This window comes from Goodfellowiella coeruleoviolacea, from assembly GCF_024171785.1.
GTDB lineage: Bacteria > Actinomycetota > Actinomycetes > Mycobacteriales > Pseudonocardiaceae > Goodfellowiella > Goodfellowiella coeruleoviolacea.
Map to the genome: position 1 here is coordinate 154179 of NZ_JAMTCK010000012.1, position 24492 is coordinate 178670.

The window sequence follows — 24492 nt, forward strand, 5'->3', positions numbered from 1 at the left end:
ATCGCCTCGGGCAGGGCGGTGTGGAAGTCCGCGGGTCCGCGATCGGGCGGTCCGCGGATCTTTCCGAGGTGAGGCATGACGCAGCCGACCCGGCCTGCTGGCTGGTGCCGCGCTCGCGGTTCTCACCGGCATCGGGCCGCTGGTGGCCAGTCCAGCAACAACCACCTGGGTTCTGTCCGCTCCCGGGAACCGGCGCGGCGTGCTGCGAAAGTGGTTCTACTGGCTGACGTTGGCCGGGCTGTCAGCCGGGGCAGGGACTGGAGCAGCCCTGGTCGCGTTGTTCCGCCTGCCCCTGACCGCCACGATCGTGACAGGAGCCGCTGTGGGCAGCGGGCTCGTCGCACTGTCGGTCCTGCGACAGATCCACCGGTTCCGCCGGCCCTGGTCGCATCGGGTCCTGATCGGCGCCGGGCTGCTGACCGCCGGACTCGGGCTGCTCACCGCGCGGGGGAGTTGGCCATCGCGGGATCTCCTGTGGACCATCCTGGCTCCGATCGGGTCGCTGCCGGCGTTGGTGGCCGTTGTCTCGGCGGCGGCCACGCTGTCGTGGTGGACTGATCAGCGGTTGGGCCGTCTGGGACGCGCCTCTCTGTCCGAGGGGGCGCACGTCGCGGCGGCGGCGGCCACCGCGGGGAACTTCCTCGACCTGTCGCTGCTGACCGGTGTTCTGGAAGTCCACCGCTGGCGCCGAGTCGGCCGAGTGACAAGCGGCGCCTTCCCCCTCGGCCGGTGGCGCTCACTGGCCCGTGCCGACCTCCGCCGGCTGTTCCGGACACCGGGTGCCCTGCCTTTGTGGTCGGGCCTGGCCCTGGTGCCCTATGCCGCCGCGGGCCTCGCCCCCACCTGGGCGCCACTGGCTCAACTGCTGGCCGCGTGCGCCGCCACGAGCCGGCTCGCCGCGGGACTGCGGACCATCAATCGTTCCCCGGCTCTGCGGCGCGCCCTCGGCGGCAGCGATTCCGGGCTCCGGGCGGTGCACCTCACCGTGCCCTCATCAGGAGCGCTGGTGTGGTGCCTGGGAACGGCGCCCGCGACCTGGCAGAGCGGCCCCTGGCTGTGGTTCGTCGCTGCGGTCGGAGCAGTGGCCGTCACCTACCGACTCGCCACCCGACCCCCACGGACTACCACCTGACTCTCCTCGACATCGGGTTCGGCGTCATGATCCCCTGGGGGCTCGTGCGTCAACTGTGCCGGGGACTCGGTCTCCTGGCGGTGTTCGCACTGCTGATCAATCTCCTCACGGTCACATCGTGAGCACCGCCCAGCGACGGATGCGTGGTGCTGGAGCTGTTCGAACCGAGCGAGCAGCACATCCAGCGTCGCCCGGCCTTCACGACCTACCCCCTCGGCAGTGAAGGGATCGTCATGGAGACAAGCCGAGGCAGCCATCGTGTACCCGGCCACGCTGAATTTCCTGTCCCGCTTCGCCGTTCGTCATCGGTACGCTCGCCAAACTCCAATCCCGACACAGCAGCAGCGCAGGCACGCCACAACCCGCCCAGCAAGCGACTCCCGTCACGTCGTCCGAACGACCGTGACGAGGGCGACGTGGTGGCGTCACCGGCGCAGGTGTAGCCGTTGAAGCGGTCCGAGCGAGCCTGTCACGCGCCGGTCTCGGTCGGTCATTCGAGGTGTGGGTGCGGTTGGACGCGGGCGTGGTCGCGGCGGTGCCGTCCACACCGCCGCGCCACGTCAGTAGGCGAGTTCCCCGATGCCGCCGTCCACGCGCAGCACGGTGCCGACGGTGTAGGCGGACTCGTCCGAGGCGAGGTAGACGGCGGCCTTCGCCATCTCGGTGGCGGTCCCCAGGCGGTGCAGGGGCACGGTCCGCCGGAGTTCCTCGTAGACGGCGGCCTGGCGCTCGGACCCCAGCGCGGCGAGCGCGTTGGTGACGGTCGGCCCCGGGCTCAGGCCGTTGACCCGGACACCCCGGTCCCTCAACTCGTAGCTCAGCCCGCGGGCGTAGGACAGCAGGCCCGCCTTGGCCGCACCGTAGACCGTCGCGTTCTCGTGTCCGACGAACGCGGAGACCGAACCGACCAGGATGATCGACGACTGCCGCGAGAACAGCGGCAACAGGGCTTTGATCAGGAAGAACGGCGCCTTGAGGTTGGTCGCGACGAGCCTGTCGAACGCCTCCTCGGTCCATTCCGCGATCGGCAGGTGGGTGACGTCGGCGGCGTTGCTCACCAGGATGTCGAGCTTGGGCCAGTCCGCCCGCAGCCGCGCGGCCAGCGCCGCCTGACCGGGTACGTCGCCGGCGTCGCTGACGATGGGCAGCAGCCGACCACCCAGTTGCCGGGCGGCCTCATCCAGTCTCTGCCGCGAGCGACCGGTGATCGCGACGGTCGCCCCCTCGGCCAGGAACTCACGGGCCGTCTCCAGGCCGATCCCGCTCGTCCCCCCGGTGATCAGTGCGTGCTTTCCCGCCAGACGGCTCATGCTCTCGTGCTCCTCACGTGGGGCCAGGGCGCGTGGTTGTGCCAGCGCGGTTGTGCCAGCGGAGGCTCAGATCGCGGTTCGGCCGCCGTCGGCGGCCACCACCGTCCCGGTCACGTAACTGGCCCGGTCGCTGGCGAGGAAAGCGATCACGTGCGCCACCTCGGTCGGATCGGAGGTGCGCTTGAGCGCGGTGGTCAGGCCCATGCCACCCATGTCCGGGCCCATCGCCGCGACCACCTTCGCGGTGCGCATCGGGCCCGGAGCGACGGCGTTGACCCGCACGTTCGCCTCGGCGAACTCCGCCGCCCAGGTGCGGGTCAACGATTCGAGCGCCGCCTTGGTGGCCCCGTAGACAGCCATTCCCGGCGTGCCGAGGCTGGCCGCGGTCGAGCTGACGTTGACGATGCTGCCGCCGCCGTTGGCCGCCATCGTCGGCGCGAGCAGCGCGGTGAGCAGGAACGGCGCCCGCACGTTGACCGCGAAGGCGGCGTCATAGCCCGCGAGGTCCTGCTCGGCGGTCGGGCCGAGCGTCACGACGCCGGCGTTGTTGACCAGGACGTCCACGGCTCCGGCGTCCTCGACCAGCCGCCGCACGGCCGCCGGGTCGGCCAGGTCGGCCGCGACGAAGCGCACCGTGCCGGTGGACGGGCCACCGACCGCGCGGAGGTCAGCCACGACCTGGGCCCCGCGCTCCGGGTCGGTGCCGGTGATGATCACATCAGCTCCCGCCGCGGCCAGCACCCTGGCCGTCGCGTGGCCGAGTCCGCCGATCGCGCCGGATCCGGTGATGAGTGCCCTCTTCCCTGCCAACTCCACTGCTTCGTCCTTCGCGTCCAGCACGTGATCGGTCGACTTCCGTGCAAGCGTTCAAAAAGTAACGCGGCCGAAGCTATGACTTCTTGAACGCACTGTCAAGAAGTCGTAGTGTCGGACGGGTGGCACGGACCGGACGCCCCCGAGGGTTCGACAAGGACCAGACCCTGCTGTGCGCACTGGAGCTGTTCTGGTCCCGGGGCTACGGGGCGACCTCGATCCAGGACCTGGTCGACGCGCTGGCCGTCGAACGCGGCAGCCTCTACGGGGCGTTCGGGGACAAGCGCCGCTTCTACCTCGACGCGGTCCGGCTCTACTGGGAGGTGTACGAGCGGCACCTGACCAGCGCACTCGACACCACCCCCGTGCTGCCGGCGCTCCGGGAGATCCTGACCCACCCGGCACGCCTGGACGAGATCAGCACCGAACTGGGCACACCGCAGGGCTGCCTGGTCGGCAACACCACCGCCGAACTCGTCCCGCACGACAGCGAGGCCACCGAAGTCGTCACCCGCTCGTACCGCCGGTTCACCGACATCGTCGCCGCCGCGCTGCGCCGCGCACAGGCCTCCGGAGAGGTCACCGACAGCGCCCGCCCCGAGGACCAGGCCCAGCTGCTGCTCTACGTCGTGCAGGGCCTCTCGCTCGTGTCGCGGGCGGGCCTGGACCGGGCCGCCGCCCTGGCCGCGGTCGACACCGCGATCGACGCGTTGCGGGCGTGACCGACGCCATCGCCGGTGGTGCGCGGATCGACTGCCGGTATACCTGGTGTGGTCGGATGACAGCCCGGGGTGATCAGCGCTGGAGGCGGGATGACTGGTTCGAGCAGGTGGGTGAGCGTGTCCAAGCCCTACGTGGTGCCTCGTCCGCCGGGTGCGGGTGACGCGTGGAGCGAGGAGGCTGCGCGTCGGGGCGGACAGGGCGGCCAGCGCCTGCGCGAGGTCGCCGAACTCGTGCCGCCGCCGAGGGTGGCCCAGGCACTGGGGCTCGCCGACGGCGCCAGCGCCGTGGTGCGGCGCCGGACCATCCTGTTCGACGGCCAGCCCGTGGAACTGGCCGACTCCTACTACCCGGCCGCGCTGGCCAGCGGGACCGGGCTGGCCGAGCCCGCCAGCATTCCCGGGGGCGCGGTCACCCTGCTCGCCGAACTCGGGCACGTCCCCAGCCGCGCCAGCGAGGAGGTGTCCGCCCGACCCGCCAACGGGGTCGAACGACACCTGCTCGACCTGGCCGACGGCGAGTGGGTGCTGGAGCTGTTCCGCCGGTTGACCACGGCGGCGGGCACGCCCGTCGAGGTGAGCGTGCTGACGATGGTCGCGCGGGGCCGGACGCTGGGCTACGAGCTGTCGATCGACTGAGCCGAGGACGCCGCCCTGCGTCCGAAGTCCGTTGCACCATCACGACATCGAACGGATCGCTGGCAGGCCTCGTCCGGTGGCCGCGGTGGTGCCGTCGGCGCGCGAGTCCACAAAGGATGATCCGCGCGGGCACCCGGACGACTGCACGGATCAGGCCGCACAAGCCGGTGACCACCCGTTCCCGGCGTTGATGGGATACAGTGGGTGTGAACAGCACCCCTGCTGCCCGCATCCGGCGGGAGCGCCCCCACCTCATCCGGTCCAGATCGCCGTTCGGACACGGGGGCCAGCAGTACCACGGGTTGTCCACTCGCTTCGCCACCGCCACGGCTCGTGCGCGCCGTCGGTCGCTTCCCGCGACCACCCGGAGCACGTCGGCGGTGAGCACGGCGAATCGATGAACGCGGCTCACCACGTCCCCCTCCGGCTGCCGCGACGACCGACAGGCCGAGCCACGACCGCGACGCGGACGGAGTCCACATGACGCAGATCAGACCACTCGACACCGGCAGCGCGAACGGTGCCGTCCTGGCCAACCGCCGCGGTGCCGAACCGGTGCCGCGCCGGCCGAGAACCCCCGGCGCGAAGCGCTGCTCCCCGGACGAACCGCTGGCCAGCGCCAGCACCCCGCGTCCGCGAACCGCGTCCGCCGGTCCCACCGACGTCGCGGACGCGCTGACCACAGCCCTCGCCCGTTACGTGCGGACGGTCGCCGAGGCGGTCGGAGTGTCCGGTGAGGGCACCACCTACGAGGTCACCGACACGGCCACCGCGTACCTCGCCCTGGACTGCCGCGCCGCGGACCACCCGAACCGCGACGTCATGCTGGTCTGGAGCGCCGCACAGGGATGGGCGGTCTCGATCGAGACCACGCCCACCGAGCCGCCGCTCGTGCTCTCCCGCTCGACCGGCGACCTGGTCCCGGCTCCGGAAGCAGTGGCGCGGTTCGTCACCGAAGCGATCACGCGGCGTGGGGCGGGGCGAACCCCGGCGGTTCCCCTCCCGCGCACGGACTGGTTCCACCTCGCCGAGCGCATGGAACACCACGCCCCGGTGCGGTGACCACCCAACTCATCAACCGAACCACAGGAAATCCGATGACACCGACGAAAACCGAACCGACCACCAACACCCCGAGCACCGTCCATCCCGTGGTGTTCAGCCACCCCGCCGCCGAAATCCCGGCCGTTCCCCCGCAGTTGCGCGGCACTCCGTTCCCGCGCTTCGAGTCACCGTCCACTCCGGACAACTCATGAGGGGTCCGCGGTCGGCGGCTGGCCCTCGTGGCGGTCCGCATGGCCCGACGGCCACACCGCGCTGGGGCGGACACGAGAACGCGTCCGCCCCTCGCGGGTCAGCTGTGCGTCAGAGGAACCGGACCGAGAGGGCCTGCGGCCCCTTGCGGCCTTCACCGATCTCGAACTCCACCGGCTGGTTGTCCGGAATTCCCTGGAAGCCGTAGCCCTGGATCTCGGAGTGGTGCACGAAGAGGTCAGCTCCACCGCCCGAAGGGGTGATGAAACCGAATCCCCTGCTACCACTGAACCACTTGACCGTTCCCTGAGTCATCGACGTGCTCCTTCGGTTGACCGGACGCGCCTGGCGCGTCCCGGTGCGAGTGGTTCGTGTGCTGCTCCCGCCCTGCGCGGACACGCGCGGCGTGTGCTGGAGCGGCGTTTGGTCCTCGGTCGGACAGCCCCAACATGGACAACAGCTCCCGGCAGTCGTCCACGCCCAGCGAGTGGTCCGCCACCGTGCGGGCGGCCTGGAACCGTTGGGCGGCCACCGACCTGTCGGTGGCGGTCCGCGCCTCGGTGAAGTCGGCCATGGCACCGCGTCCGGTTCGGGTCATAACGACCTCCGCTCCGCTGTGGACGAATCCTGCTGCGTGGATCGGTCGGAGGCGTCCGCCGCATCGGCGGGCGAGATCGACTTGAGGTGTGTGGGGGCTCGGGCGATCACGGGCAGTCGTGGTGCGAACTGGTGATCCGGCGGCAAGCCGGTGCTCCCGTCTCCGGCCGGAAAACCACCGGACCGGGCTGGATCGGAGAACCGCGACGGCCGGATGCCGGCAACTGGTACCCCAACCCTGCCGACTGTACCGCAGCGGAGGCGGACACGGGCGGTACGTCGGCAGAATTCGTCCGACCCAGCTCTCGGCCGCACACCGGCCAGCCTGATCAGCCTGACCGGCCTGTCAAGCCTGACCGGGCTGCCCGGCCTCGCCGACCTGGCCGTGGTCCGGTCGGTGCGCCGACAGCTACCTGTCCGCGGACGCGCTCCCGGCCTGCTCGCTGGTCCGGGGCGCCGGCCTGGCGACCCCGGCGTTCCGAGTGGAGGTCGAGCGCCGGCGGCGGCCCGAGGCGACCACCCGCGGCCGGCCGTGCCGACACGTCCACTATGGATGGATGTGGCTGGAGCTGCTCCAGCTCGTCCACTGTGGAATCCCGTGCCGGACCGGGAAAATCGAGGGTGGCCCGGCGGGCGGTGGTGCGGGAGGCTGGACGGCATGGAGTACACCCATCTCGGCCGTTCCGGCCTGTCCGTGTCCCGGTTGTGCCTGGGCACCATGAACTTCGGACCGGAAACCTCCGAAGCGGACAGTCACGCGATCATGGATCGGGCCCTGGACCACGGGATCAACTTCTTCGACACGGCCAACGTCTACGGCGGGCAGCTCGGACCGGGCGCCACCGAGCAGATCATCGGGCGCTGGTTCGCCACCGGCGGCGGCCGCCGGGAGCGGACCGTGCTGGCCACCAAGGTCTACGGCAACATGGGCGACTGGCCCAACGAGCGGTACCTGTCCGCGTTGAGCATCCGGCGGGCCTGTGACGCCTCGCTGAAGCGGCTGGGCACCGACCACATCGACCTCTACCAGATGCACCACGTGGACCGGGCCACACCGTGGGAGGAGATCTGGGAGGCGTTCCACGTCCTGCGCCAGCAGGGCAAGGTGCTCTACTTCGGCTCGTCCAACTTCGCCGGCTGGCACCTGGCGCAGGCGCAGGAGGCCGCGCGCACCCGGCACTTCCTCGGCCTGGTCAGCGAGCAGTCCTTCTACAACCTGCTGAACCGGTGGATCGAACTGGAGGTGCTGCCCGCCGCCCGCCACTACGGCATCGGCGTGATCCCGTGGTCGCCGCTGGACGGCGGCGTGCTCGGCGGGGTGCTGCGCAAGCAGCGCGAGGGCGGCGCGTCCCGGGGCGTTGGTGAGCGCTCGACCCGGACGCTCGCCAAGCACGGGCAGGCGATCGAGAGCTTCGAGAAGCTGAGCGCCGACCTCGGCGAGGACCCGGCCAACGTGGCGCTGGCCTGGCTGCTGCACCAGGAGGGGGTGACCGCGCCGATCATCGGGCCACGCACGGCAGCGCAGCTGGACAACGCGCTGCGGGCCGTTGAGCTGGAACTGGACGCGGCCACCCTGGCCACGCTGGACGAGCTGTTCCCGCCGCCGGCACCCAACGGGGCCAAGCCGGCCCCGGAGGCGTACGCCTGGTGAGGCGGGTGGCCGCCGGCCCGGTCACCGCGGGCTGACCGGCGAACGGGCCTGGGGGCCGCACTGGCGGCCACCCAGGTCAGTCGTCCAGGTCGTCCTCGTCGTCGCGGGCGAGGTAGGTCGCCAGCCGCTCGATGGCGTTCTCGAAGTCGGGGTTGTCGTCGACGAAGTTGCGCATCTTCTCGGCCAGCCACGCGAAGCTGACCTCTTCGTCGCCCCTGCGCTCCTCAAGCTCCTCGATGCCCCGGTCGGTGAAGTACACGCTGTCCTCCTGGCTGTGCCACAGACACGGCAGCCCGTGCCACAAAAGCTACCGAGCCGCCGACCTGGGTCAGGTCGGCGGCTCGGTAAGGGTAAGCCAGGAGGGTCAGCTCATCCGCAGGGTGCTCACTCGAACGCCTTGGTGATCAGCTCGCGCTGCTCCACGTCGTGCACACCCTTGGACCCGGCGGACGGGGCCGCCATGGCCCGCCGGGACACCCGGCGGATACCGGCCAGCCGCTCGGGCAGCAGCTCCGGCAGGGTCAGGCCGAAGTACGGCCAGGCGCCCTGGTTGGCCGGCTCCTCCTGCACCCACCGGATGTCGGTGGCGTTGGGGTAGCGCTCCAACAGGTTGCCCAGCTTGCGCACGGGCACCGGGTACAGCTGCTCGACCCGGGCGATCGCGGTGTCCGCCGCGCCGCGCCGCTCCTTCTCCGCGGCCAGCTCGTAGTACACCTTGCCGCTGCACAGCAGCAGCTTGCGCACCTTGGCCGGGTCCGGCTGGGTCGGGTCGTCCAGCACCGAGGCGAACTTGCTGTCGGTGAACGCCTCGACCGGGCTGGTCGCGGCCTTCATCCGCAGCATCGACTTGGGCGTGAACACCACCAGCGGACGGTTCACCCCGTCCAGGGCGTGCCGGCGCAGCAGGTGGAAGTAGTTGGCCGGGGTCGACGGCATGGCCACCGTCATCGACCCCTCGGCGCACAGCTGCAACCACCGCTCGATCCGGCCGGAGGTGTGGTCCGGGCCCTGGCCCTCGTGGCCGTGCGGCAGCAGCACCACCACGTCCGAGCGCTGGCCCCACTTGGCCTCACCGGAGGAGATGAACTCGTCGATGATCGACTGGGCGCCGTTGACGAAGTCGCCGAACTGCGCCTCCCACAGCACCAGGGCGTCGGGGTTGGCCACCGAGTAGCCGTACTCGAAGCCCAGGGCGGCGTACTCGGACAGCGCCGAGTCGTAGGCCATGAACCGGCCCTGGTCCTCGGACAGGTTCTGCAGCGGGATGTACTCCGCGCCGGTCTTGCGGTCGATCAGGGCGGCGTGGCGCTGGGTGAACGTGCCGCGCCGGGAGTCCTGGCCGGCCAGCCGGACCAGCCGGCCCTCCATGGCCAGCGAGCCGAACGCCAGCAGTTCGGCGAAGGCCCAGTCGATGCCGCCCTCGCGCACCATCTTGGCGCGCCGCTCCAGCACCGGCTTGACCCTCGGGTGCGGGGTGAAGCCCTCGGGCAGGTTGACGTGCGCGTCGCCGATCCGCTCCAGCACCTCGCGGGACACCGCGGTGACCAGCTTCTGCGGCACCTGCTGCTCGGTCTCCACCGAGGGGCTGGCCTTGGCCGGGTGCTTCTCCAGCTCGCGCACCTCGTTGAAGACGTGCTCCAGCTGGCTGGAGAAGTCGCGCAGCGCCTTCTCGGCCTCCTCGACCGAGATGTCGCCCCGGCCGATCAGCGCCTCGGTGTAGGTCTTGCGCACGCTGCGCTTGGCGTCGATCACGTCGTACATGGCCGGCTGGGTCATGGACGGGTCGTCGCCCTCGTTGTGACCGCGCCGCCGGTAGCAGACCATGTCGATGACGACGTCCTTGTTGAACGCCTGCCGGTAGTCCACGGCCAGCTTGGCCACCCAGTAGCAGGCCTCCGGGTCGTCGCCGTTCACGTGGAACACCGGCGCCTGGATCATCTTGGCCACGTCGGTGGAGTACTGGCTGGACCGCGAGTGCTCCGGCGCCGTGGTGAAGCCGACCTGGTTGTTGATGACCACGTGCACGGTGCCGCCGGTGCGGTAGCCGCGCAGCAGCGCCAGGTTCAGCGTCTCGGCCACCACGCCCTGGCCGGCGAACGCGGCGTCGCCGTGCAGCGCCACCGGCAGCACGGTGAAGCCCTCGCCGCCCTTGTCCAGCAGGTCCTGCTTGGCCCGGACGATGCCCTCCAGCACCGGGTCCACGGCCTCCAGGTGGGACGGGTTGGCGGTCAGCGAGACCTTGACCTCGCCGTCGCCGAACATCCGGAAGTACTTGCCCTCCGCGCCCAGGTGGTACTTGACGTCACCGGAGCCGTGCGCCTGGCCCGGGTCGAGGTTGCCCTCGAACTCCCGGAAGATCTGCGAGATCGGCTTGCCCACGATGTTGGCCAGCACGTTGAGCCGGCCGCGGTGCGGCATGCCGATGACGACCTCGTCCAGCTCGTGCTCGGCGGCCTTGTCCAGCACCGCGTCCAGCAGCGCGATGACCGTCTCGCCACCCTCCAGCGAGAACCGCTTCTGGCCGACGTACTTGGTCTGCAGGAAGGTCTCGAACGCCTCGGCCGCGTTGAGCTTGGACAGGATGTACTTCTGCACGGTGGCCGACGGCTTCTCGTGCGGCACCTCCACCCGCTCCTGGATCCAGCGGCGCTCGGCCGGGTCGAGGATGTGGGTGTACTCCACGCCGACCGTGCGGCAGTAGGAGTCGCGCAGCACGCCGAGCACGTCGCGCAGCTTCATGCGCTCCTTGCCGGCGAAGCCGCCCACCGCGAACTCGCGGTCCAGGTCCCACAGGGTCAGGCCGTGCGAGAGCACGTCCAGGTCCTCGTGGCGGCGCTGGCGGTAGTTGAGCGGGTCGGTGTCGGCCATCAGGTGGCCGCGGGTGCGGTAGGCGTCGATCAGCTCGATCACCCGGGCGGTCTTGTCGACCGCGCCCTCGGGGATGTCGCGCACCCAGCGCACCGGCTCGTAGGGCAGCCGCAGCGAGGTGAAGATGTCGTCGTAGAAGCCGTCCTCACCGAGCAGCAGCTGGTGGATGCGGCGCAGGAACTCGCCGGACTCGGCGCCCTGGATGATCCGGTGGTCGTAGGTGGACGTCAGCGTCATGATCTTGCTGACACCCATGTCGATGAGCGCCTTCTCGCTGGTGCCCTGGAACTCGGCCGGGTACTCCATGGCGCCGACACCGATGATGGTGCCCTGGCCGGCGGTCAGCCGGGGCACCGAGTGGTTGGTGCCGATGGTGCCCGGGTTGGTCAGCGAGATCGTGGTGCCGGCGAAGTCCTCGGCGGTCAGCGAGTTGTTGCGGGCCTTGCGGATGATGTCCTCGTAGGCCTGCCAGAACTGCGAGAAGGTCATGTTCTCGCAGCCCTTGATGGAGGCCACCACCAGCGAGCGCTGGCCGTCCTTGCCGGGCAGGTCGATGGCCAGCCCCAGGTTCACGTGCTCGGGGGTGACCACGTTGGGCTTGCCGTCGACCAGGGCGTAGTGCCGGTTCATGTTCGGGTACTGGTGCAGCGCCCGAACGATGGCGTACCCGATCAGGTGGGTGAACGAGATCTTGCCACCCCGGGTGCGCTTGAGGTGGTTGTTGATCACGATCCGGTTGTCGAACAGCAGCTTGGCCGGGACCGCGCGCACGCTGGTGGCGGTCGGCACGGTCAGCGACTGCTCCATGTTCTTGGCGATGGCCGCGGCCGCGCCGCGCAGTGGCTTGCGCTCCGCGCCGCCGGCCGGCCGCACCGGGGCGGCGGTGGCTGCCTGCTGCGGCGCGGGCTTGCCGGTGGACGGCAGGGTCTTGGCCGGCGCGCTCTGTGCCGATGCGCTCTGTGCCGATGCGCTCTGGGCAGGTGCGCTCGGAGCCTTGCCGTTGGTGGCGGGGCTGGGGGCGGTGGTGCCCGGGGAGGCTGGGGCGGCCTTGGCCGGCGCGCTCGCGGCCGGGGTCGCCGACGCGGCCGACGCCGGTGGCGTCGCCAGCTGCGCGGTTCCCGTGGTGGTGCCCCGGGCTGCCGTGGTGGTGTTGGCCTCGGCGGACTTCGCGGCAGCACCCCCGTTGCCGGCCACTCGCTGCGTCGGCTTGTAGTCGGCGAAGAAATCGTGCCACGCCGGGTCTACGGACGACGGGTCTGCGAGGAACTGCTCGTACATTTCCTCGACAAGCCACTCGTTGGGGCCGAACTGTGACGCAGGACTACTGCTGGACACGGCTGCCGCTCGCCTCTATCCATCTCGCTCTTGGTATTGACACACTCGTCTCTCAGGCTAGTCCCCTGAGAGGGGCACTTCACACGCAGTGGAACACCCGCAACGAGGGCTCGATCACAGGATCGATCCGGAAGCGTCCGACCAGCGTGCAAGCCTGGTCACGCGCGGTGAACGCGTGCGTCAGGGCAACTGCTGCTGGTCCGTGGTCGTCCCCAGGAAGTCGCGATCGGGATGCGGTTGTTCGGTGCCCGAGCGCTCGTCCACGAAGGCCGTGGACTCGCTGCTCACCCCTGGATGTTAAGCCGCCACGCTGCCGTCCGGTGACCCGTATCGCCAAAGGGTCGCGTACATGCCGCCAGCGGCCAGCAGCTCGGCGTGAGCACCCTGTTCCACCACGCGGCCACGGTCGAGCACCACGATCCGGTCCGCTTTGGCGGCTGTGGCCAACCGGTGGGCGACAACGAACGTGGTGCGCTGACCGGCGAGCCGATCACTGGCCGCCAGCACCGCGCTCTCCGTGGCCGGGTCCAGCGCGGCTGTGGCCTCGTCCAGCAGCAGCAGGTCGGGGTCGACCAGCTCGGCCCTGGCCAGCGCGACCAGCTGGCGCTGCCCGGCGGACAGGCCCTGCCCGCGCTCGCCCACCTGCTGGCGGAACGCGGCCGGCAGCGCGGCCACCACGGGCAGCGCGCCCACCGCGCGCACGGCCCGCTCCACCTCGGCCGGGCTCGCCTCGGGCCGGCCGTAGCGCACGTTGTCGGCGAGGTCGCCGCCGAACAGGTGGGCCTCCTGCGGCACCACGCCCAGCCGGCGCCGGAACGCGCCCAGGTCGTAGTCGCGCACGTCGACGCCGTCCACCAGCACCTGGCCCTCGGTGGCGTCGTAGAACCGGGCGATCAGCTTGACCAGGGTGGACTTGCCGGCCCCGGTCGGGCCGACCAGCGCGACCGTCTCACCCGGGTTCACCCGCAGCGACACCCCGGACAGCGCCGGCTCGGTGGTGTCGGCGTAGCGGAAGCTGACCTCGCGCAGCTCCACGGCGCCGCGCAGCCGGCCGGGCACCGGCACCGGGTCGGCGGCCGGCGGCACCGAGGTGGGGGTGCGCAGCAGGTCGCCGATGCGGCGCAGGCCCACCCTGGCCTGCTGGTAGCCGTCGAACACCCCGGACAGCTGCTGCACCGGCGCGAAGAACAGGCCGAGGTAGAGCACGAAGGCCAGCAGCACGCCCGGGGTGAGCGTGCCGGCCGCCACCCGGTAGGCGCCCACCGCCAGCACCGCGGCCTGGGCCAGCCCGGACAGCAGCGCCACGAACGGGAAGTAGGTGGCGATGTAGCGCTGCGCGCGCAGCCGGGAGCGCCGGTAGGCGTCGCTGCGCTCGGCGAACGCCCTGGCCGAGTGCTGCTCGCGGGTGTAGGCCTGGGCCACCCGCAGGCCGGAGACGTTCTCCTGCAGGTCGGCGTTGACCGCGCTGACCCGCTCCCTGGCCTCGGCGTAGGCCGCGGACGACAGCCGCTGGAAGATCACCGTGGCCACCGCGACGATCGGCAGCACGGCCAGCGCCACCAGCGCCAGGGTGAGATCGGTCACCAGCAGCGCGGTGGTGATGCCGAGCACGGTCAGCAGGCTGACCACGGCGGTGACCAGGCCGGTCTGCAGGAAGGTGGACAGCGCGTCCACGTCCGTGGTCATCCTGGTCATGATCCGGCCGGCCAGTTCGCGCTCGTAGTAGTCCAGGCCGAGCCGCTGCAGGTGGGCGTAGCTGCGCACGCGCAGCAGGTAGAGCAGGCGCTCGCCGACCCGCGCGGTGAGCACCGACCCGGCGGCCGTGCTCAGCCAGTTCACCACGACCAGCCCCAGCCCGAGACCGGTGAGCAGCCACAGCGTCCCCGGCCGGTGGGCGAGCACGCCCTGGTCCACGCCGTGCCGGAGCAGCGTGGGCAGCCCCATCGAGGCCAGCGCGTCCACCACGACCAGCAGGCCGACCACGAGCATGGCCCAGCGCACCGGCCGCAGCAGCCGGCGCAGCCGGAAACCGGGGTCGGGCGCGGTCGGGTCCTCACCGGGCAGGTCGGGGGTGTCGGTGGCCGGCGCCAGGGCGCGCACCTGGGCCAGCAGCTCCGGTGTGGCGGGCAGGCCACCGATCAGCGCGGCCGACCCGCCACCACCCGACCGGGACCGCGGTCCACCGCCCCCGGCCGGCGCGGCCACCCGGGCCGAACCGGCCGCCTCGTCCCGGTCCTCCTCGGCCGGCTCCGGCCACAGGCTCGGGGTGATCCCGTCCGGGCCGGGCACCAGGTCGGCACGGGCCCGCTGGCCGGTGGCGTCGATGCCCTCACCCGGGCCGGCCAGCAGCTCCCGGTACAGCGCGCAGCGCTCGGTCAGCTCCTCGTGGGTGCCCACGTCCACCAGCCGGCCGGCGTCGAGCACCGCGATCCGGTCGGCCAGGGCCAGGCTGGACCGCCGGTGCGCGATCAACAGGGTGGTGCGCTGCGCGGTCACCGCGCGCAGGGTCTGGTGGATGGCCGACTCGGTGGCCGTGTCCACCGCGGAGGTGGCGTCGTCGAGCACGAGCACGCGCGGGTCGGACAGCAACGCCCTGGCCAGGGCGATGCGCTGGCGCTGGCCGCCGGACAGGGTGAGGCCGCGTTCGCCGACCACCGTGTCGTAGCCGTCGGGCAGCGCCTGGACGAACTCGTGCGCCTCGGCCGCCCTGGCCGCGGCGATGACCTCGGCGTCGGTGGCGTCGGGCCGGCCGTAGGCGATGTTCGCCCGGACCGAGTCGGAGAACAGGAACGCCTCCTCGAACACCACGCCCACCGCCGAGCGCAGCGAGGACAGCCGGAGCTGGCGCACGTCCACGCCCCGGCCGGGCGGCCCGAGCGTGATCGACCCGGTGTGCACGTCGTAGAAGCGGGGCAGCAGCAGCGACACCGTGGACTTGCCCGAGCCGGCCGTGCCGACCAGGGCCAGGGTCTCGCCAGGCGCCACGCGCAGGGACACCTCGCGCAGCACCGGCTCGCTGCGGGTGTAGCCGAAACCGACCCCGGACAGGGTGATCTCGACCGGGCCGGCGGGCAGGTCCACCGCGTCGGGCCGGTCCACCACGTCCGGCTGCGAGTCGATCAGCTCGTGGACCCGTTCCACCCCGGCCCTGGCCAGCTGGGCGTTGACCAGCAGGCCGGCCAGCAGCCGGGCCGGCCCGACCAGGTTGGCCACGTAGCTGACGAACGCCAGGAAGGTGCCCAGGGTGACCTGGCCGTTGAGCGCCAGCCAGCCGCCGAGGGCGAGCACGGCCACCTGGCCGATGGCCGGGGCCGTGGTCAGCGTGGCCGAGGGGGTCGCGGTGAGCCGGGCCGCCCGCATCCGCTCGGCGAACAGCGCCCGCGCCCTGACCTCCAGCCGGCTGACCTCGCGGGCCTCCTGGCCGAAGCCCTTGACCACCCGGACGCCGGTGACCGTCTCCTCGACCTGCTGGGCCACGTCGGCCGCGCGCTGCTGGGCCGACCAGGTGGCCGGGAACAGCAGCCGCCGGCTGCGCACCGCCACCACGGCCACGGCCGGGGCGACCACCAGCGCGACCAGGGTGAGCAGCGGCGACAGCCAGAGCATCGCGCCCAGCGCGGCCAGCGCGAACATCACGTTGCCGGCCGCGTACGGCACCATCGACAGCAGCGACTGGACCAGTTGCAGGTCGGTGATGGAACGGGAGACCACCTGCCCGGTGCGCAGCACGTCCTGCTTGCCGCCGTCCAGCCGCTGCACCGCGCCGAACACGGCCTGCCGCAGGTCGTGCTGGACGTCCAGGGCCAGCCGGCCGCCCAGGTAGCGGCGCAGGAACGCGGAGCCGAAGGTGAGCAGCTCCATGCCGACCAGCGCGGCCACCAGGACCGCCAGCCGGTCGGTGTGGCCGGCCACGGCGTCGTCCACGGCCACCCGCACCAGCAGCGGCCCGGCCGCCTGCAGCCCGACCCCGAACACGGCGGCCACCATGGACAGCAGCACCAGGCGCGGGTGCCGCCAGCACGCCGCGGCCAGCCGGCGGATCCAGCCCCTGGTGGCGCTGGTGCGGGCCGGGTGCGGCGCGGGCGCGGTAGCCGTGGTCAGGTCGGTTTCGGACACGGCACCAAGGTTAGGCTCGGTGCCCGACACAGCCGGGCCGGTGCGCGCGGTGTCCGCTGCCAGCCGAACTACTCCGCGTCACCGCAGTTCCCGTTCCGGTGTCACCCGAACAAGCGGCCGGCCCCCACGGTTGGTGGTGTCACCACCCGTGGGGGCCGGTCAGAGTGCGAAATCAGGCGATTCGGGACTCGATCAGGTGATGTCCTTGCGCTGGATCACGGCCCAGCCGCCGAAGAACGCCAGCAGCGTCCAGCCGAGGAACACCAGGCCGCTGGCCCACCAGTCCAGCGCGCCGGTGCCGGCGCCCGCGATCACCCGGACCGCGTACTCCATCTCGCTGGTCACCGTGCCGGTGGCGTTTTCGAGGAACACGCTCGCCGCGATCGACCCGGTCAGCCCGCTGGCCGAGCCGTTGGGCAGGAAGCCGCCGATGTAGGGCATGTACGTGGACAGCCACAGCACCAGCAGGTTCTCGGCGAGCAGCATGTAGAGCGTCAGCAGCAGGGTGGTGCCGACCGTGCTGCCCAGCAGGGCGCCGACGCCCACACCGAACATGGTGACCAGGATGCTGGCGATCAGGCCGGTCCCGGCGATGCCCAGCCAGCCGCCGGCGTCGGGCAGCCCGGCGGAGTCCGTGGTCAGAGCCACGCCCAGGCTGGACACCGCCACGATGATCAGGCCGTAGATCGCGCCCCACGCCACGTAGACCACCATCTTGGCGGTCAGCGCGGAGACCTTGTTGGGCGCGGTCAGGAAGGTGACGGTGAGCGTGCGCCGGTTGATCTCACCGGCGATGGCCAGGCCACCGAAGATCATCGGGAAGATCGTGCCCACGTTGATCGCCCTGGCGAGGGCGAACGCGGACAGCGTCCAGGAACCCGGGTCGAAGCCGAACAGCTCCGACAGCTCGTCCAGGTCGTCGCTGGAGACGAAGTCCAGGAAGCTCTGCCCGGCCGCGCCGAAGGCCAGCGCCAGGACGAAGGACAGCAGGACCGTGGGAATGAGCAGACCCCACCACAGCCCGGTGGTCAGCGTCTTGCGGAACTCCGACTTGATCAAGTTGCCCATCAGGCGTTACCCCCGAACCCGCCCTGGCCCGGCTGCTGGTAGCCCTGCGGCGGGTACTGCTGCTGTTGTTGCGGTGGTTGTTGCTGGTAGCCGGGCTGCTGGTAGCCCTGCTGCGGGTAGCCCTGCGGTGGCTGCTGCTGGTACTGCTGCGGCATCGGCCCACTGGGCGGACCCTGGTAGCCGCCGGTCGGCGGACCACCCTGGTAGCCGGTGTTGCCGTACGGGCTCGGGGCGCCCGTGTACTGGCCGCTGGTCAGCTGGAAGAACAGCCGCTCCAGGTCGACCTGCTCCTCCTGGATGCCGTACACGGACACGCTGGCCTTGAGGGCGACGTCGGCGACCTGCTTGGCGTCCATGCCGGCCACGGCCAGCCGGCCGTCCGGCAGCTGTTCGACCTGGTGCACGCCGGCCTCGTTGAGCGCCCTGACCAGCGTCGCCGGGTCGGACGGCTGCACCAGCACCCGGCTCTGCTGGGACCGGCGCAGCGTCTCCAGCGGGCCGTAGTACATGGTCTGGCCCCGGCTGACGATCACCACCTGGTCCACGGTCTGCTCGACCTCGGCCAGCAGGTGGCTGGAGATCAGCACGGTCCGGCCGGCGCGGGCGAAGGACTGCAGGAAGGACCGCAGCCACGCGATGCCCTCCGGGTCCAGCCCGTTGGCCGGCTCGTCCAGCACCAGCACCTGGGGGTCGCCGAGCAGCGCGGTGGCCAGGGCCAGCCGCTGCTTCATGCCCAGCGAGAACCCGCCGGCCCTGCGGTTGGCGGCCTCGTACAGCCCGACCAGCTGGAGCACCTCCTGCGCCCGCTGGTCGGGCACGCCGATGGCCGCCGCGTAGACCTTGAGGTGGTTCAGGGCGGTGCGCTTGGGGTGGAAGCCCTGGGCCTCCAGCACCGCACCGACCACCCGGCCCGGATTGCCGAGCTTGTCGAACGGGCGCCCGTTGATGGTCGCCGTGCCCGAGGTCGGATTGACCAGGCCGAGCAGCATCCGAAGGGTGGTGGTCTTGCCCGCTCCGTTCGGTCCGAGGAACCCGGTCACCGACCCCGGTTCCACGGTGAAGCTGAGATTCTGCACCGCGGTGACCGGACCGAACTGCTTGGTCAGTCCCTGCACCACGATGCGGCCACTGCCGTCGTGCACACTTCCTCCCGGTTGACGGCCTGCACTGGCTGGCGTCGTGTGGGCGATCCTGGGCGCGGGTAGGTGAGCGCCTCGGTGATTCACCGCGTTCGAGATCGCTTTGTGACCCACGGGCCCAACTCGTCACCGTCCGGCACGGTGTTGAACGCTCACGGTCACCTGGCGACCCTGCCAGGGCGCCATCCTGCCTCATCTGGGGGGATCAACCGGAACCGAGGGAAGCTACGCAACCCTGCGTGTCCGGTCGATCACGAATCGCTGTCCTGCTGCCGGTCGGCTGGTGGCCGCGCCCGGCCGAACCGCCGGGACGCGCGGTCGAGCAGGGCGCGCAGCACGCGCGGGGGGCGCGGCGCGAGCGGTGAGCGCGGTGGGCGTCGCCCGGTCCGGGGCGGGATGGCCTCGCCGATCAGGTGCTGGTGTGCCATCAGCCACACCTGGCAGGGCCAGCGCCGGTTGCGCAGCCAGCCGGGGCAGGCCCGGCAGCGGCCGTCCGGCGCGGGCTGGTGCACGGTGAGCAGCAGCCGCCAGCCCTCGGCGAGGCGGTGCAGTTCCACCCTGGCCAGCGGCAGCAGGGCGTCGGCCGCGCCGTGCTCGGCGACCTCGTCGAGCAGGGCCAGGCGGCGGAGCACCGCCTCGCGCAGTGATGCGTGCACATTCCCCCTCAGGTCACGGGTGCCGGTGCCGCGCGAGGCGACAGCGGTGCGCGCCGCGGGGCCGGGGCCGACGCGTGGCGCGAGCGGACCGGCGTGCGGCGCCAGGCGAGAGCCTGGTGGTGAAACCGAGCGGAGCGAGTGCGGAATCGAGAGATTCGACACCGACCGCAGACTCCGTTATCGGCTACCCGCGTGGTCAACTGAAGGTTCGCTGCCCGATTTCACTCTGTTGACCGAGCAGTTCGGGCACATGATGGCCTGTCAGCGTGAGTTTTTACGCCGTATGAGTGGGAGGCCTGGTCGAGGCCGGCTGGCGTTGTATAAGCTTGGGTTCGGCGGCCCGCTCCCGGTGACCCCCAGGCTGGTAGAGCGGGCCGCCCCTTCGTGAACAGGATCAGATTTCCTGTGTTGATCGGCCCCACGTCGGGGCCTGGATCTCACTCCGTCGGGCCAACAGCCCTCACTTGGTGTCCAGCACCGCCGTCAGCGGGGTGTGGGCCAGCTCGTGCGCCTGGGCGACCGGCAGGTTGGTGAGCTGGTGCGCGTGCGTGTTCAGGCCCAGCGCCAGGCTCCTGTCCTCGCGCAGCGCGGCCTGCCAGCCCTTGTCCGCCAGGGCCACCGCGTACGGCAGCGTGACGTTGGTCAACGCGTAGGTGGAGGTGCGCGGCACCGCGCCGGGCATGTTGGCCACGCAGTAGAACACCGACTCGTGCACCGGGTAGGTGGGGTCGTCGTGGGTGGTCGGCCGGGAGTCGGCGAAGCAGCCGCCCTGGTCGATGGAGATGTCCACCAGCACGCTGCCCGACTTCATCCGGGCCACCAGCTCGGAGGACACCAGCTTGGGCGCCCGCGCGCCGGGCACCAGCACCGCGCCGATCACCAGGTCGGCCTCGACCACGGCCTCGGCCAGGGCGTAGGCGTTCGAGGCCACGGTGTGCAGCGCGCCCCGGAACTGGTTGTCGATCTGGCGCAGCCGGTCCACGTTGGTGTCCAGCACCTGCACGTCCGCGCCCATGCCCACGGCGATGGTGGCCGCGTTGACGCCGGCCACGCCGCCGCCGATCACCACCACCCGGGCCGGGTGCACGCCGGGCACGCCGCCGGGCAGCACCCCGCGCCCGCCGCGCGGCCGCATCAGGGTGTAGGCGCCGACCTGGGCGGCCAGCCGACCGGCCACCTCGGACATGGGCGCGAGCAGGGGCAGCGCGCCGGTGGGCGTCTGCACGGTCTCGTAGGCGATGGCGGTGGTGCCGGCGTCCAGCAGGGCGGTGGTCAGCGCGGGGTCGGCGGCCAGGTGCAGGTAGGTGAACAGCACCTGGTTGGCGTGCAGCCGGGAGTACTCCTCGGCCACGGGCTCCTTGACCTTGAGGACGAGTTCGCCCTCACCCCACACGTCCTCGGCGGTGGCCAGCACCTTGGCCCCGGCGGCGAGGTACTCCTCGTCGGTGATGGCCGAGCCGAGCCCGGCGCCGGTCTCGACGAAGACGTCGTGTCCTCGGCTGGTCAGCTCGTGGGCGCCGGCCGGGGTCAGCGCGACGCGGTACTCGTGGTTCTTGATCTCGCGGGGAACGGCGATCCGCACGACGACTTCCTCTCGGCGGCCGAGGTGGCCGGCGGTGGCCACCACCTCGGTTGAACAGTGGGTTGCCTTCACGGTGCGGCAGGTTGTGGCGGCTGTCATCGTGCCGGCCGCACTATCCCCCGCCAGTGTGGTTGTTCCGGTCGCACAAGTGCGGGTTGCACGCTCGTGGCCCTGGGTTACCACGAGGTTGACGGTTTTTTGGCACGCATGTATTAGTACGGATGTGTTAAAAAATGAACAGGTTGTCCGGCCGTCGGCGCGGCGCATCGCCCTGCTCGACGTGTTGAGGGGGACGGCCATCCTGGGCACGCTCGGCACCAACATCTGGATCCTGACCAACCCCGAGGGGATCATCGGGTTCCTCAACGGCGCCTTCTACCCCGGCTTCACCAGCCTGGCCGCGGGCGCGGAAACCCTGCTGCGCTTCCTGGCCAACGGCAAGAGCCTGGCCCTGCTGACCCTGCTGTTCGGGGTCGGCCTGGAGATCCAGCGGCAGTCCGCCGCCCGACGCGGCCGGCGCTGGCCAGGCCGCTACCTGTGGCGGGCCACCCTGCTGCTGGTCGACGGGTTCCTGCACTACCTGCTGGTGGTCGAGTTCGACGTGCTGATGGGCTACGCGGTGACCTCCGTGGTGGTCGCCTACCTGGTGGCCACCAGCGCACGGGCGAGCCGCGGGTGGCTGGTCGCGGCCGGCGCGCTGCACGTGCTGCTGGTCGGGCTGGCCACCGCGGCACTGGCCCTGCTGCCGGCCGGGCAGGGCGGGAACCCCCCGCCGGTCACCCTGTACACCGAGGGCGGCTACCTGGACCAGATCCGGTTCCGCTGGGAGTACCTGCCGCTGATGCGCGCCGAGGCGGTGTTCATCCTGCCCATGGCGGTGTTCCTGTTCCTGCTCGGCGCGCGGCTGTACCGGGCCGGCGTGTTCGGCGCCGACGAGCGTGGCCGCATGCTGCGGCGGCGGATGCTGGCGGTCGGCCTCGGCGTCGGCCTGCCGCTGAACGTGGCCACCACCGTCAGCGGCCTGGCGGCGCTGGTGCTGGTCGACCGGTACCTGATCCCGCCGCTGGTCGCGATCGGCCTGATCGGCCTGGTCGGCTGGCTGGTGGACCGCCGAGGTCAGCGGGACGGACAGCCGGGCCAGGGCTGGCTGGCCCGCCGGCTCGCCCTGGTCGGCCGGATGGCGTTGAGCTGCTACATGCTGCAGAACCTGCTCGGCGTGGTGCTGTGCTACGGCTGGGGCTTCGGCCTGGCCGCCCGGTTCGGCGCGAACCGGACACTGTGGACGGTGGTGCTGTTCGCGGGGATCTGCGCCGCGCTGATGGCGTTCAGCACGCTGTGGCTGCGCCGGTTCAGCCAGGGGCCGGTCGAGATCGTGTGGCGCTGGGCCTACGAGCGCCCGTTCCGCCGCTCGGCCGAGTCCGACCGGGTCGCCGCCGCGCCACGTTGACAGGCTGATCGGGGCGACATAGCTTCGGCGGTCAGCGGTCGTGCCCGGTGGGACCGGCCGCGACCGAGCAGACCTCAAGTGAACCCCAACTGAACACAGCCGCTGTGCCGTGCCCTCGGGTGCGGCACGCAACCCGCGCGGGAGAGACCCCGGCACACGTGCTGACCGGGGCGCCGAAGGAGCAAGCCTCCCCGCACACTCTCAGGCAGCGAGACCGCGCGGGCGAGGCGACTCTGGAAAGCGCGCCACCAGCGCGCACCCACGGTGCAAACCGCGTCCCGCGGTGAAGCTCTCAGGTCCGATGACAGAGGGGGAAACCGTCAGCCGAGGCCGACCAGGGTCTCGGCGCCGCCTGCCGTTGGCGAGGACCGTGGAGGACACCGTGGGAACGAACAACACCGGGCTGGGCCCGTGCGGCTGGCCGCGGCCGGTCAGGGGCTGAGCGCGCCATGGCCATCAGCGTGTTCGACCTCTTCTCCATCGGCATCGGACCGTCCAGTTCGCACACGGTCGGCCCGATGCGCGCGGCGGCCCTGTTCGTCGACCGGCTGCGCGAGCGCGGCCTGGTGGCGCGCACCGAGCGGGTGCACGTGGAGCTATTCGGCTCGCTCGGCGCCACCGGGCACGGCCACGGCAGCCCCAAGGCCGTGCTGCTCGGTCTGGAGGGCGAACTGCCCGAGCGGGTCGCCCCGGACGCGGCCGAGGCGCGGGTCGCCGAGGTGCGCGCCAGCGGGCGGCTGCGGCTGGGCGGCGAGCGGGAGATCACCTTCACCGAGCAGACCGACCTGGTGATGCACCGCCGCAAGCAGCTGCCACTGCACCCCAACGGGATGAGCTTCGCCGCCAGCGACGAGCACGGCGGGGAACTGGACCGGGCCGTGTACTACTCGGTCGGCGGCGGGTTCGTGGTCGACGAGACCGCCAGCGGCACCGACCGGATCAAGCCGGACACCACCGCGTTGCCCCACCCCTTCCGCACCGGCGACGAACTGCTGGCGCGCGCCAGGGAAACCGGCCTGCCGATCAGCCAGCTCATGCTCGCCAACGAGCAGTGCTGGCGCGACGAGGCCGAGATCCGGTCCGGGCTGCTGCGCATCTGGCAGGTGATGCGCGACTGCGTGGACCACGGCTGCGCCACCCGGGGCACCCTGCCCGGCGGCCTGAAGGTGCGCCGCCGCGCCGCCGACCTGCACGCCAAACTGACCAGCGAGGGCGACGACACCGATCCGCTGCGGGTGATGGACTGGGTCACCCTGTTCGCGTTGGCCGTCAACGAGGAGAACGCCGCCGGCGGGCGCGTGGTGACCGCCCCGACCAACGGCGCCGCCGGCATCGTCCCGGCCGTGCTGCACTACTACGCCCGGTTCGTGCCCGGCGCCACCGACGACGGCGTGGTCCGCTTCCTGCTCACCGCCGGCGCGATCGGCGTGCTGTTCAAGGAGAACGCGTCCATCTCCGGCGCCGAGGTCGGCTGCCAGGGCGAGGTCGGCTCGGCCTGCTCCATGGCCGCCGCCGGCCTGGCCGAGGTGCTCGGCGGCACGCCCGAGCAGGTGGAGAACGCCGCCGAGATCGCCATGGAGCACAACCTCGGCCTGACCTGCGACCCGATCGGCGGCCTGGTGCAGATCCCGTGCATCGAGCGCAACGCGCTCGCGTCGATCAAGGCCATCACCGCCGCCCGCATGGCCCTGCGCGGCGACGGCGCGCACTTCGTGTCGCTGGACAAGGTCATCAAGACCATGCGGGAGACCGGCCGCGACATGAAGGACAAGTACAAGGAGACCGCCCGCGGCGGCCTGGCCGTCAACGTGATCGAGTGCTGAGCCCGACGCTCGGCCGGTGAGAGCCAGTTCTTAATTTTTCCTGGCGGCTTCTACCGCTGATTGATACCTGATGGATGGTAGATGGCCCGCAAGGTCGGCGCCTGCGGAGTTGCTGGTCTCCCTCAAACGACGAACGTTGACTAAAGTCGACATGGGGTACGCAGCTGCGTATGCTTTGCCGTACTTGCCACATGTCAAGTGGAAGCCGACACCCCGGACTGAGCTAGCCCAGTCCGGGGCATGCTGGTTAGCCGTTCAGGACGTCCAGTACAAGCCTGACCAGCGTCAGGACGACCTGAGTGGCGCCGAGAAGGAGTCCAGGTCGAGAGGAGTTGCCTCTCCT

The 24492-nt window shown here is 71.4% G+C and carries 18 protein-coding genes and 2 riboswitches; of the genes, 8 read left to right on the forward strand and 10 right to left on the reverse strand.

All coding sequences use genetic code 11. From position 1 onward, the window contains the following. Positions 1–97: 97 nt before the first annotated feature. Complete coding sequence (locus LX83_RS24810) at positions 98–1132, forward strand: DUF6297 family protein (protein WP_301328885.1); 1035 nt, start codon at positions 98–100, stop codon at positions 1130–1132. A gap of 560 nt (positions 1133–1692) precedes the next feature. On the opposite strand, the gene LX83_RS24815 is transcribed toward LX83_RS24810, so the two are convergent. Both LX83_RS24815 and LX83_RS24820 read right to left on the reverse strand, forming a co-directional pair. Then, on the reverse strand, positions 1693–2442 hold the full coding sequence (locus LX83_RS24815) for an SDR family oxidoreductase (RefSeq protein WP_253775472.1): 750 nt from the start codon (positions 2440–2442) through the stop codon (positions 1693–1695). Positions 2443–2508: 66 nt separating this feature from the next. Beyond that, positions 2509–3258, reverse strand: coding sequence for an SDR family NAD(P)-dependent oxidoreductase (locus LX83_RS24820; RefSeq protein ID WP_253775474.1), 750 nt, complete (start codon positions 3256–3258; stop codon positions 2509–2511). Between the two features lie 119 nt (positions 3259–3377). Between LX83_RS24820 and LX83_RS24825 the strand changes: the two genes are divergently transcribed. From LX83_RS24825 to LX83_RS24840, 4 genes are all read left to right on the forward strand, one after another. Then, positions 3378–3977, forward strand: coding sequence for a TetR/AcrR family transcriptional regulator (locus LX83_RS24825; protein ID WP_253775476.1), 600 nt, complete (start codon positions 3378–3380; stop codon positions 3975–3977). Positions 3978–4067: 90 nt separating this feature from the next. After that, positions 4068–4613, forward strand: a complete 546-nt coding sequence (locus tag LX83_RS24830) for a GntR family transcriptional regulator (protein ID WP_253775478.1) — start codon at positions 4068–4070, stop codon at positions 4611–4613. Between the two features lie 480 nt (positions 4614–5093). After that, positions 5094–5675, forward strand: a complete 582-nt coding sequence (locus LX83_RS24835; RefSeq protein ID WP_253775480.1) for a DUF6292 family protein — start codon at positions 5094–5096, stop codon at positions 5673–5675. 35 nt (positions 5676–5710) lie between these two features. After that, positions 5711–5869: a hypothetical protein gene (locus LX83_RS24840; protein WP_253775482.1), complete on the forward strand. Its 159-nt coding sequence runs from the start codon at positions 5711–5713 to the stop codon at positions 5867–5869. Between the two features lie 109 nt (positions 5870–5978). Here LX83_RS24840 and LX83_RS24845 read toward each other — a convergent pair whose 3' ends face one another. Continuing rightward, the gene (locus LX83_RS24845) at positions 5979–6182 is read right to left on the reverse strand and encodes a cold-shock protein (RefSeq protein WP_253775484.1); all 204 of its coding nucleotides are present in this window, start codon (positions 6180–6182) and stop codon (positions 5979–5981) included. 940 nt (positions 6183–7122) lie between these two features. Between LX83_RS24845 and LX83_RS24850 the strand changes: the two genes are divergently transcribed. After that, positions 7123–8115: an aldo/keto reductase gene (locus LX83_RS24850; protein ID WP_253775486.1), complete on the forward strand. Its 993-nt coding sequence runs from the start codon at positions 7123–7125 to the stop codon at positions 8113–8115. Positions 8116–8191: 76 nt separating this feature from the next. On the opposite strand, the gene LX83_RS24855 is transcribed toward LX83_RS24850, so the two are convergent. The 7 genes from LX83_RS24855 to ald all read right to left on the reverse strand — a co-directional run bounded on the left by LX83_RS24855 (position 8192) and on the right by ald (position 20879). Then, positions 8192–8374, reverse strand: a complete 183-nt coding sequence (locus LX83_RS24855) for a DUF6104 family protein (RefSeq protein WP_253775487.1) — start codon at positions 8372–8374, stop codon at positions 8192–8194. 125 nt (positions 8375–8499) lie between these two features. Next, positions 8500–12318, reverse strand: coding sequence for a multifunctional oxoglutarate decarboxylase/oxoglutarate dehydrogenase thiamine pyrophosphate-binding subunit/dihydrolipoyllysine-residue succinyltransferase subunit (locus LX83_RS24860; RefSeq protein WP_253775489.1), 3819 nt, complete (start codon positions 12316–12318; stop codon positions 8500–8502). A gap of 297 nt (positions 12319–12615) precedes the next feature. Continuing rightward, positions 12616–16434 (reverse strand): ABC transporter ATP-binding protein, encoded by a 3819-nt coding sequence (locus LX83_RS24865; RefSeq protein WP_407649654.1) that lies wholly within the window; start codon positions 16432–16434, stop codon positions 12616–12618. 192 nt (positions 16435–16626) lie between these two features. Beyond that, positions 16627–17502 carry an ABC transporter permease gene (locus LX83_RS24870; protein ID WP_253775491.1) on the reverse strand — a complete coding sequence of 292 codons (876 nt, stop codon included), beginning with the start codon at positions 17500–17502 and terminating at the stop codon, positions 16627–16629. Next, the gene (locus LX83_RS24875) at positions 17502–18644 is read right to left on the reverse strand and encodes an ABC transporter ATP-binding protein (RefSeq protein ID WP_253775493.1); all 1143 of its coding nucleotides are present in this window, start codon (positions 18642–18644) and stop codon (positions 17502–17504) included. Before LX83_RS24875 ends, LX83_RS24870 begins: the two co-directional genes overlap by 1 nt. 248 nt (positions 18645–18892) lie before the next feature. Beyond that, positions 18893–19297: a hypothetical protein gene (locus tag LX83_RS24880; RefSeq protein WP_253775495.1), complete on the reverse strand. Its 405-nt coding sequence runs from the start codon at positions 19295–19297 to the stop codon at positions 18893–18895. Positions 19298–19757: 460 nt separating this feature from the next. After that, on the reverse strand, positions 19758–20879 hold the full coding sequence (gene ald, locus LX83_RS24885) for an alanine dehydrogenase (protein ID WP_253775497.1): 1122 nt from the start codon (positions 20877–20879) through the stop codon (positions 19758–19760). A 280-nt stretch (positions 20880–21159) separates the two neighbouring features. Between ald and LX83_RS24890 the strand changes: the two genes are divergently transcribed. Both LX83_RS24890 and LX83_RS24895 read left to right on the forward strand, forming a co-directional pair. Beyond that, a complete protein-coding gene (locus LX83_RS24890; RefSeq protein WP_308204039.1) occupies positions 21160–22326 on the forward strand; it encodes a DUF418 domain-containing protein in 1167 nt (388 codons plus the stop codon). Positions 22327–22454: 128 nt separating this feature from the next. Further along, positions 22455–22553: riboswitch (glycine riboswitch) on the forward strand. After that, a riboswitch (glycine riboswitch) is annotated at positions 22554–22644 on the forward strand. Between the two features lie 131 nt (positions 22645–22775). After that, complete coding sequence (locus LX83_RS24895; protein ID WP_253775499.1) at positions 22776–24149, forward strand: L-serine ammonia-lyase; 1374 nt, start codon at positions 22776–22778, stop codon at positions 24147–24149. Positions 24150–24492: the final 343 nt, after the last annotated feature.

Bases quoted from the DNA above. Each gene is read 5' to 3' on its own strand.
- LX83_RS24840 (WP_253775482.1), top strand. From the start codon at position 5,711: ATGACACCGACGAAAACCGAACCGACCACCAACACCCCGAGCACCGTC.
- LX83_RS24850 (WP_253775486.1), top strand. From the start codon at position 7,123: ATGGAGTACACCCATCTCGGCCGTTCCGGCCTGTCCGTGTCCCGGTTG.
- LX83_RS24830 (WP_253775478.1), top strand. From the start codon at position 4,068: ATGACTGGTTCGAGCAGGTGGGTGAGCGTGTCCAAGCCCTACGTGGTG.
- LX83_RS24815 (WP_253775472.1), bottom strand. From the start codon at position 2,442: ATGAGCCGTCTGGCGGGAAAGCACGCACTGATCACCGGGGGGACGAGC.
- LX83_RS24835 (WP_253775480.1), top strand. From the start codon at position 5,094: ATGACGCAGATCAGACCACTCGACACCGGCAGCGCGAACGGTGCCGTC.
- LX83_RS24845 (WP_253775484.1), bottom strand. From the start codon at position 6,182: ATGACTCAGGGAACGGTCAAGTGGTTCAGTGGTAGCAGGGGATTCGGT.
- LX83_RS24895 (WP_253775499.1), top strand. From the start codon at position 22,776: ATGGCCATCAGCGTGTTCGACCTCTTCTCCATCGGCATCGGACCGTCC.
- LX83_RS24870 (WP_253775491.1), bottom strand. From the start codon at position 17,502: ATGGGCAACTTGATCAAGTCGGAGTTCCGCAAGACGCTGACCACCGGG.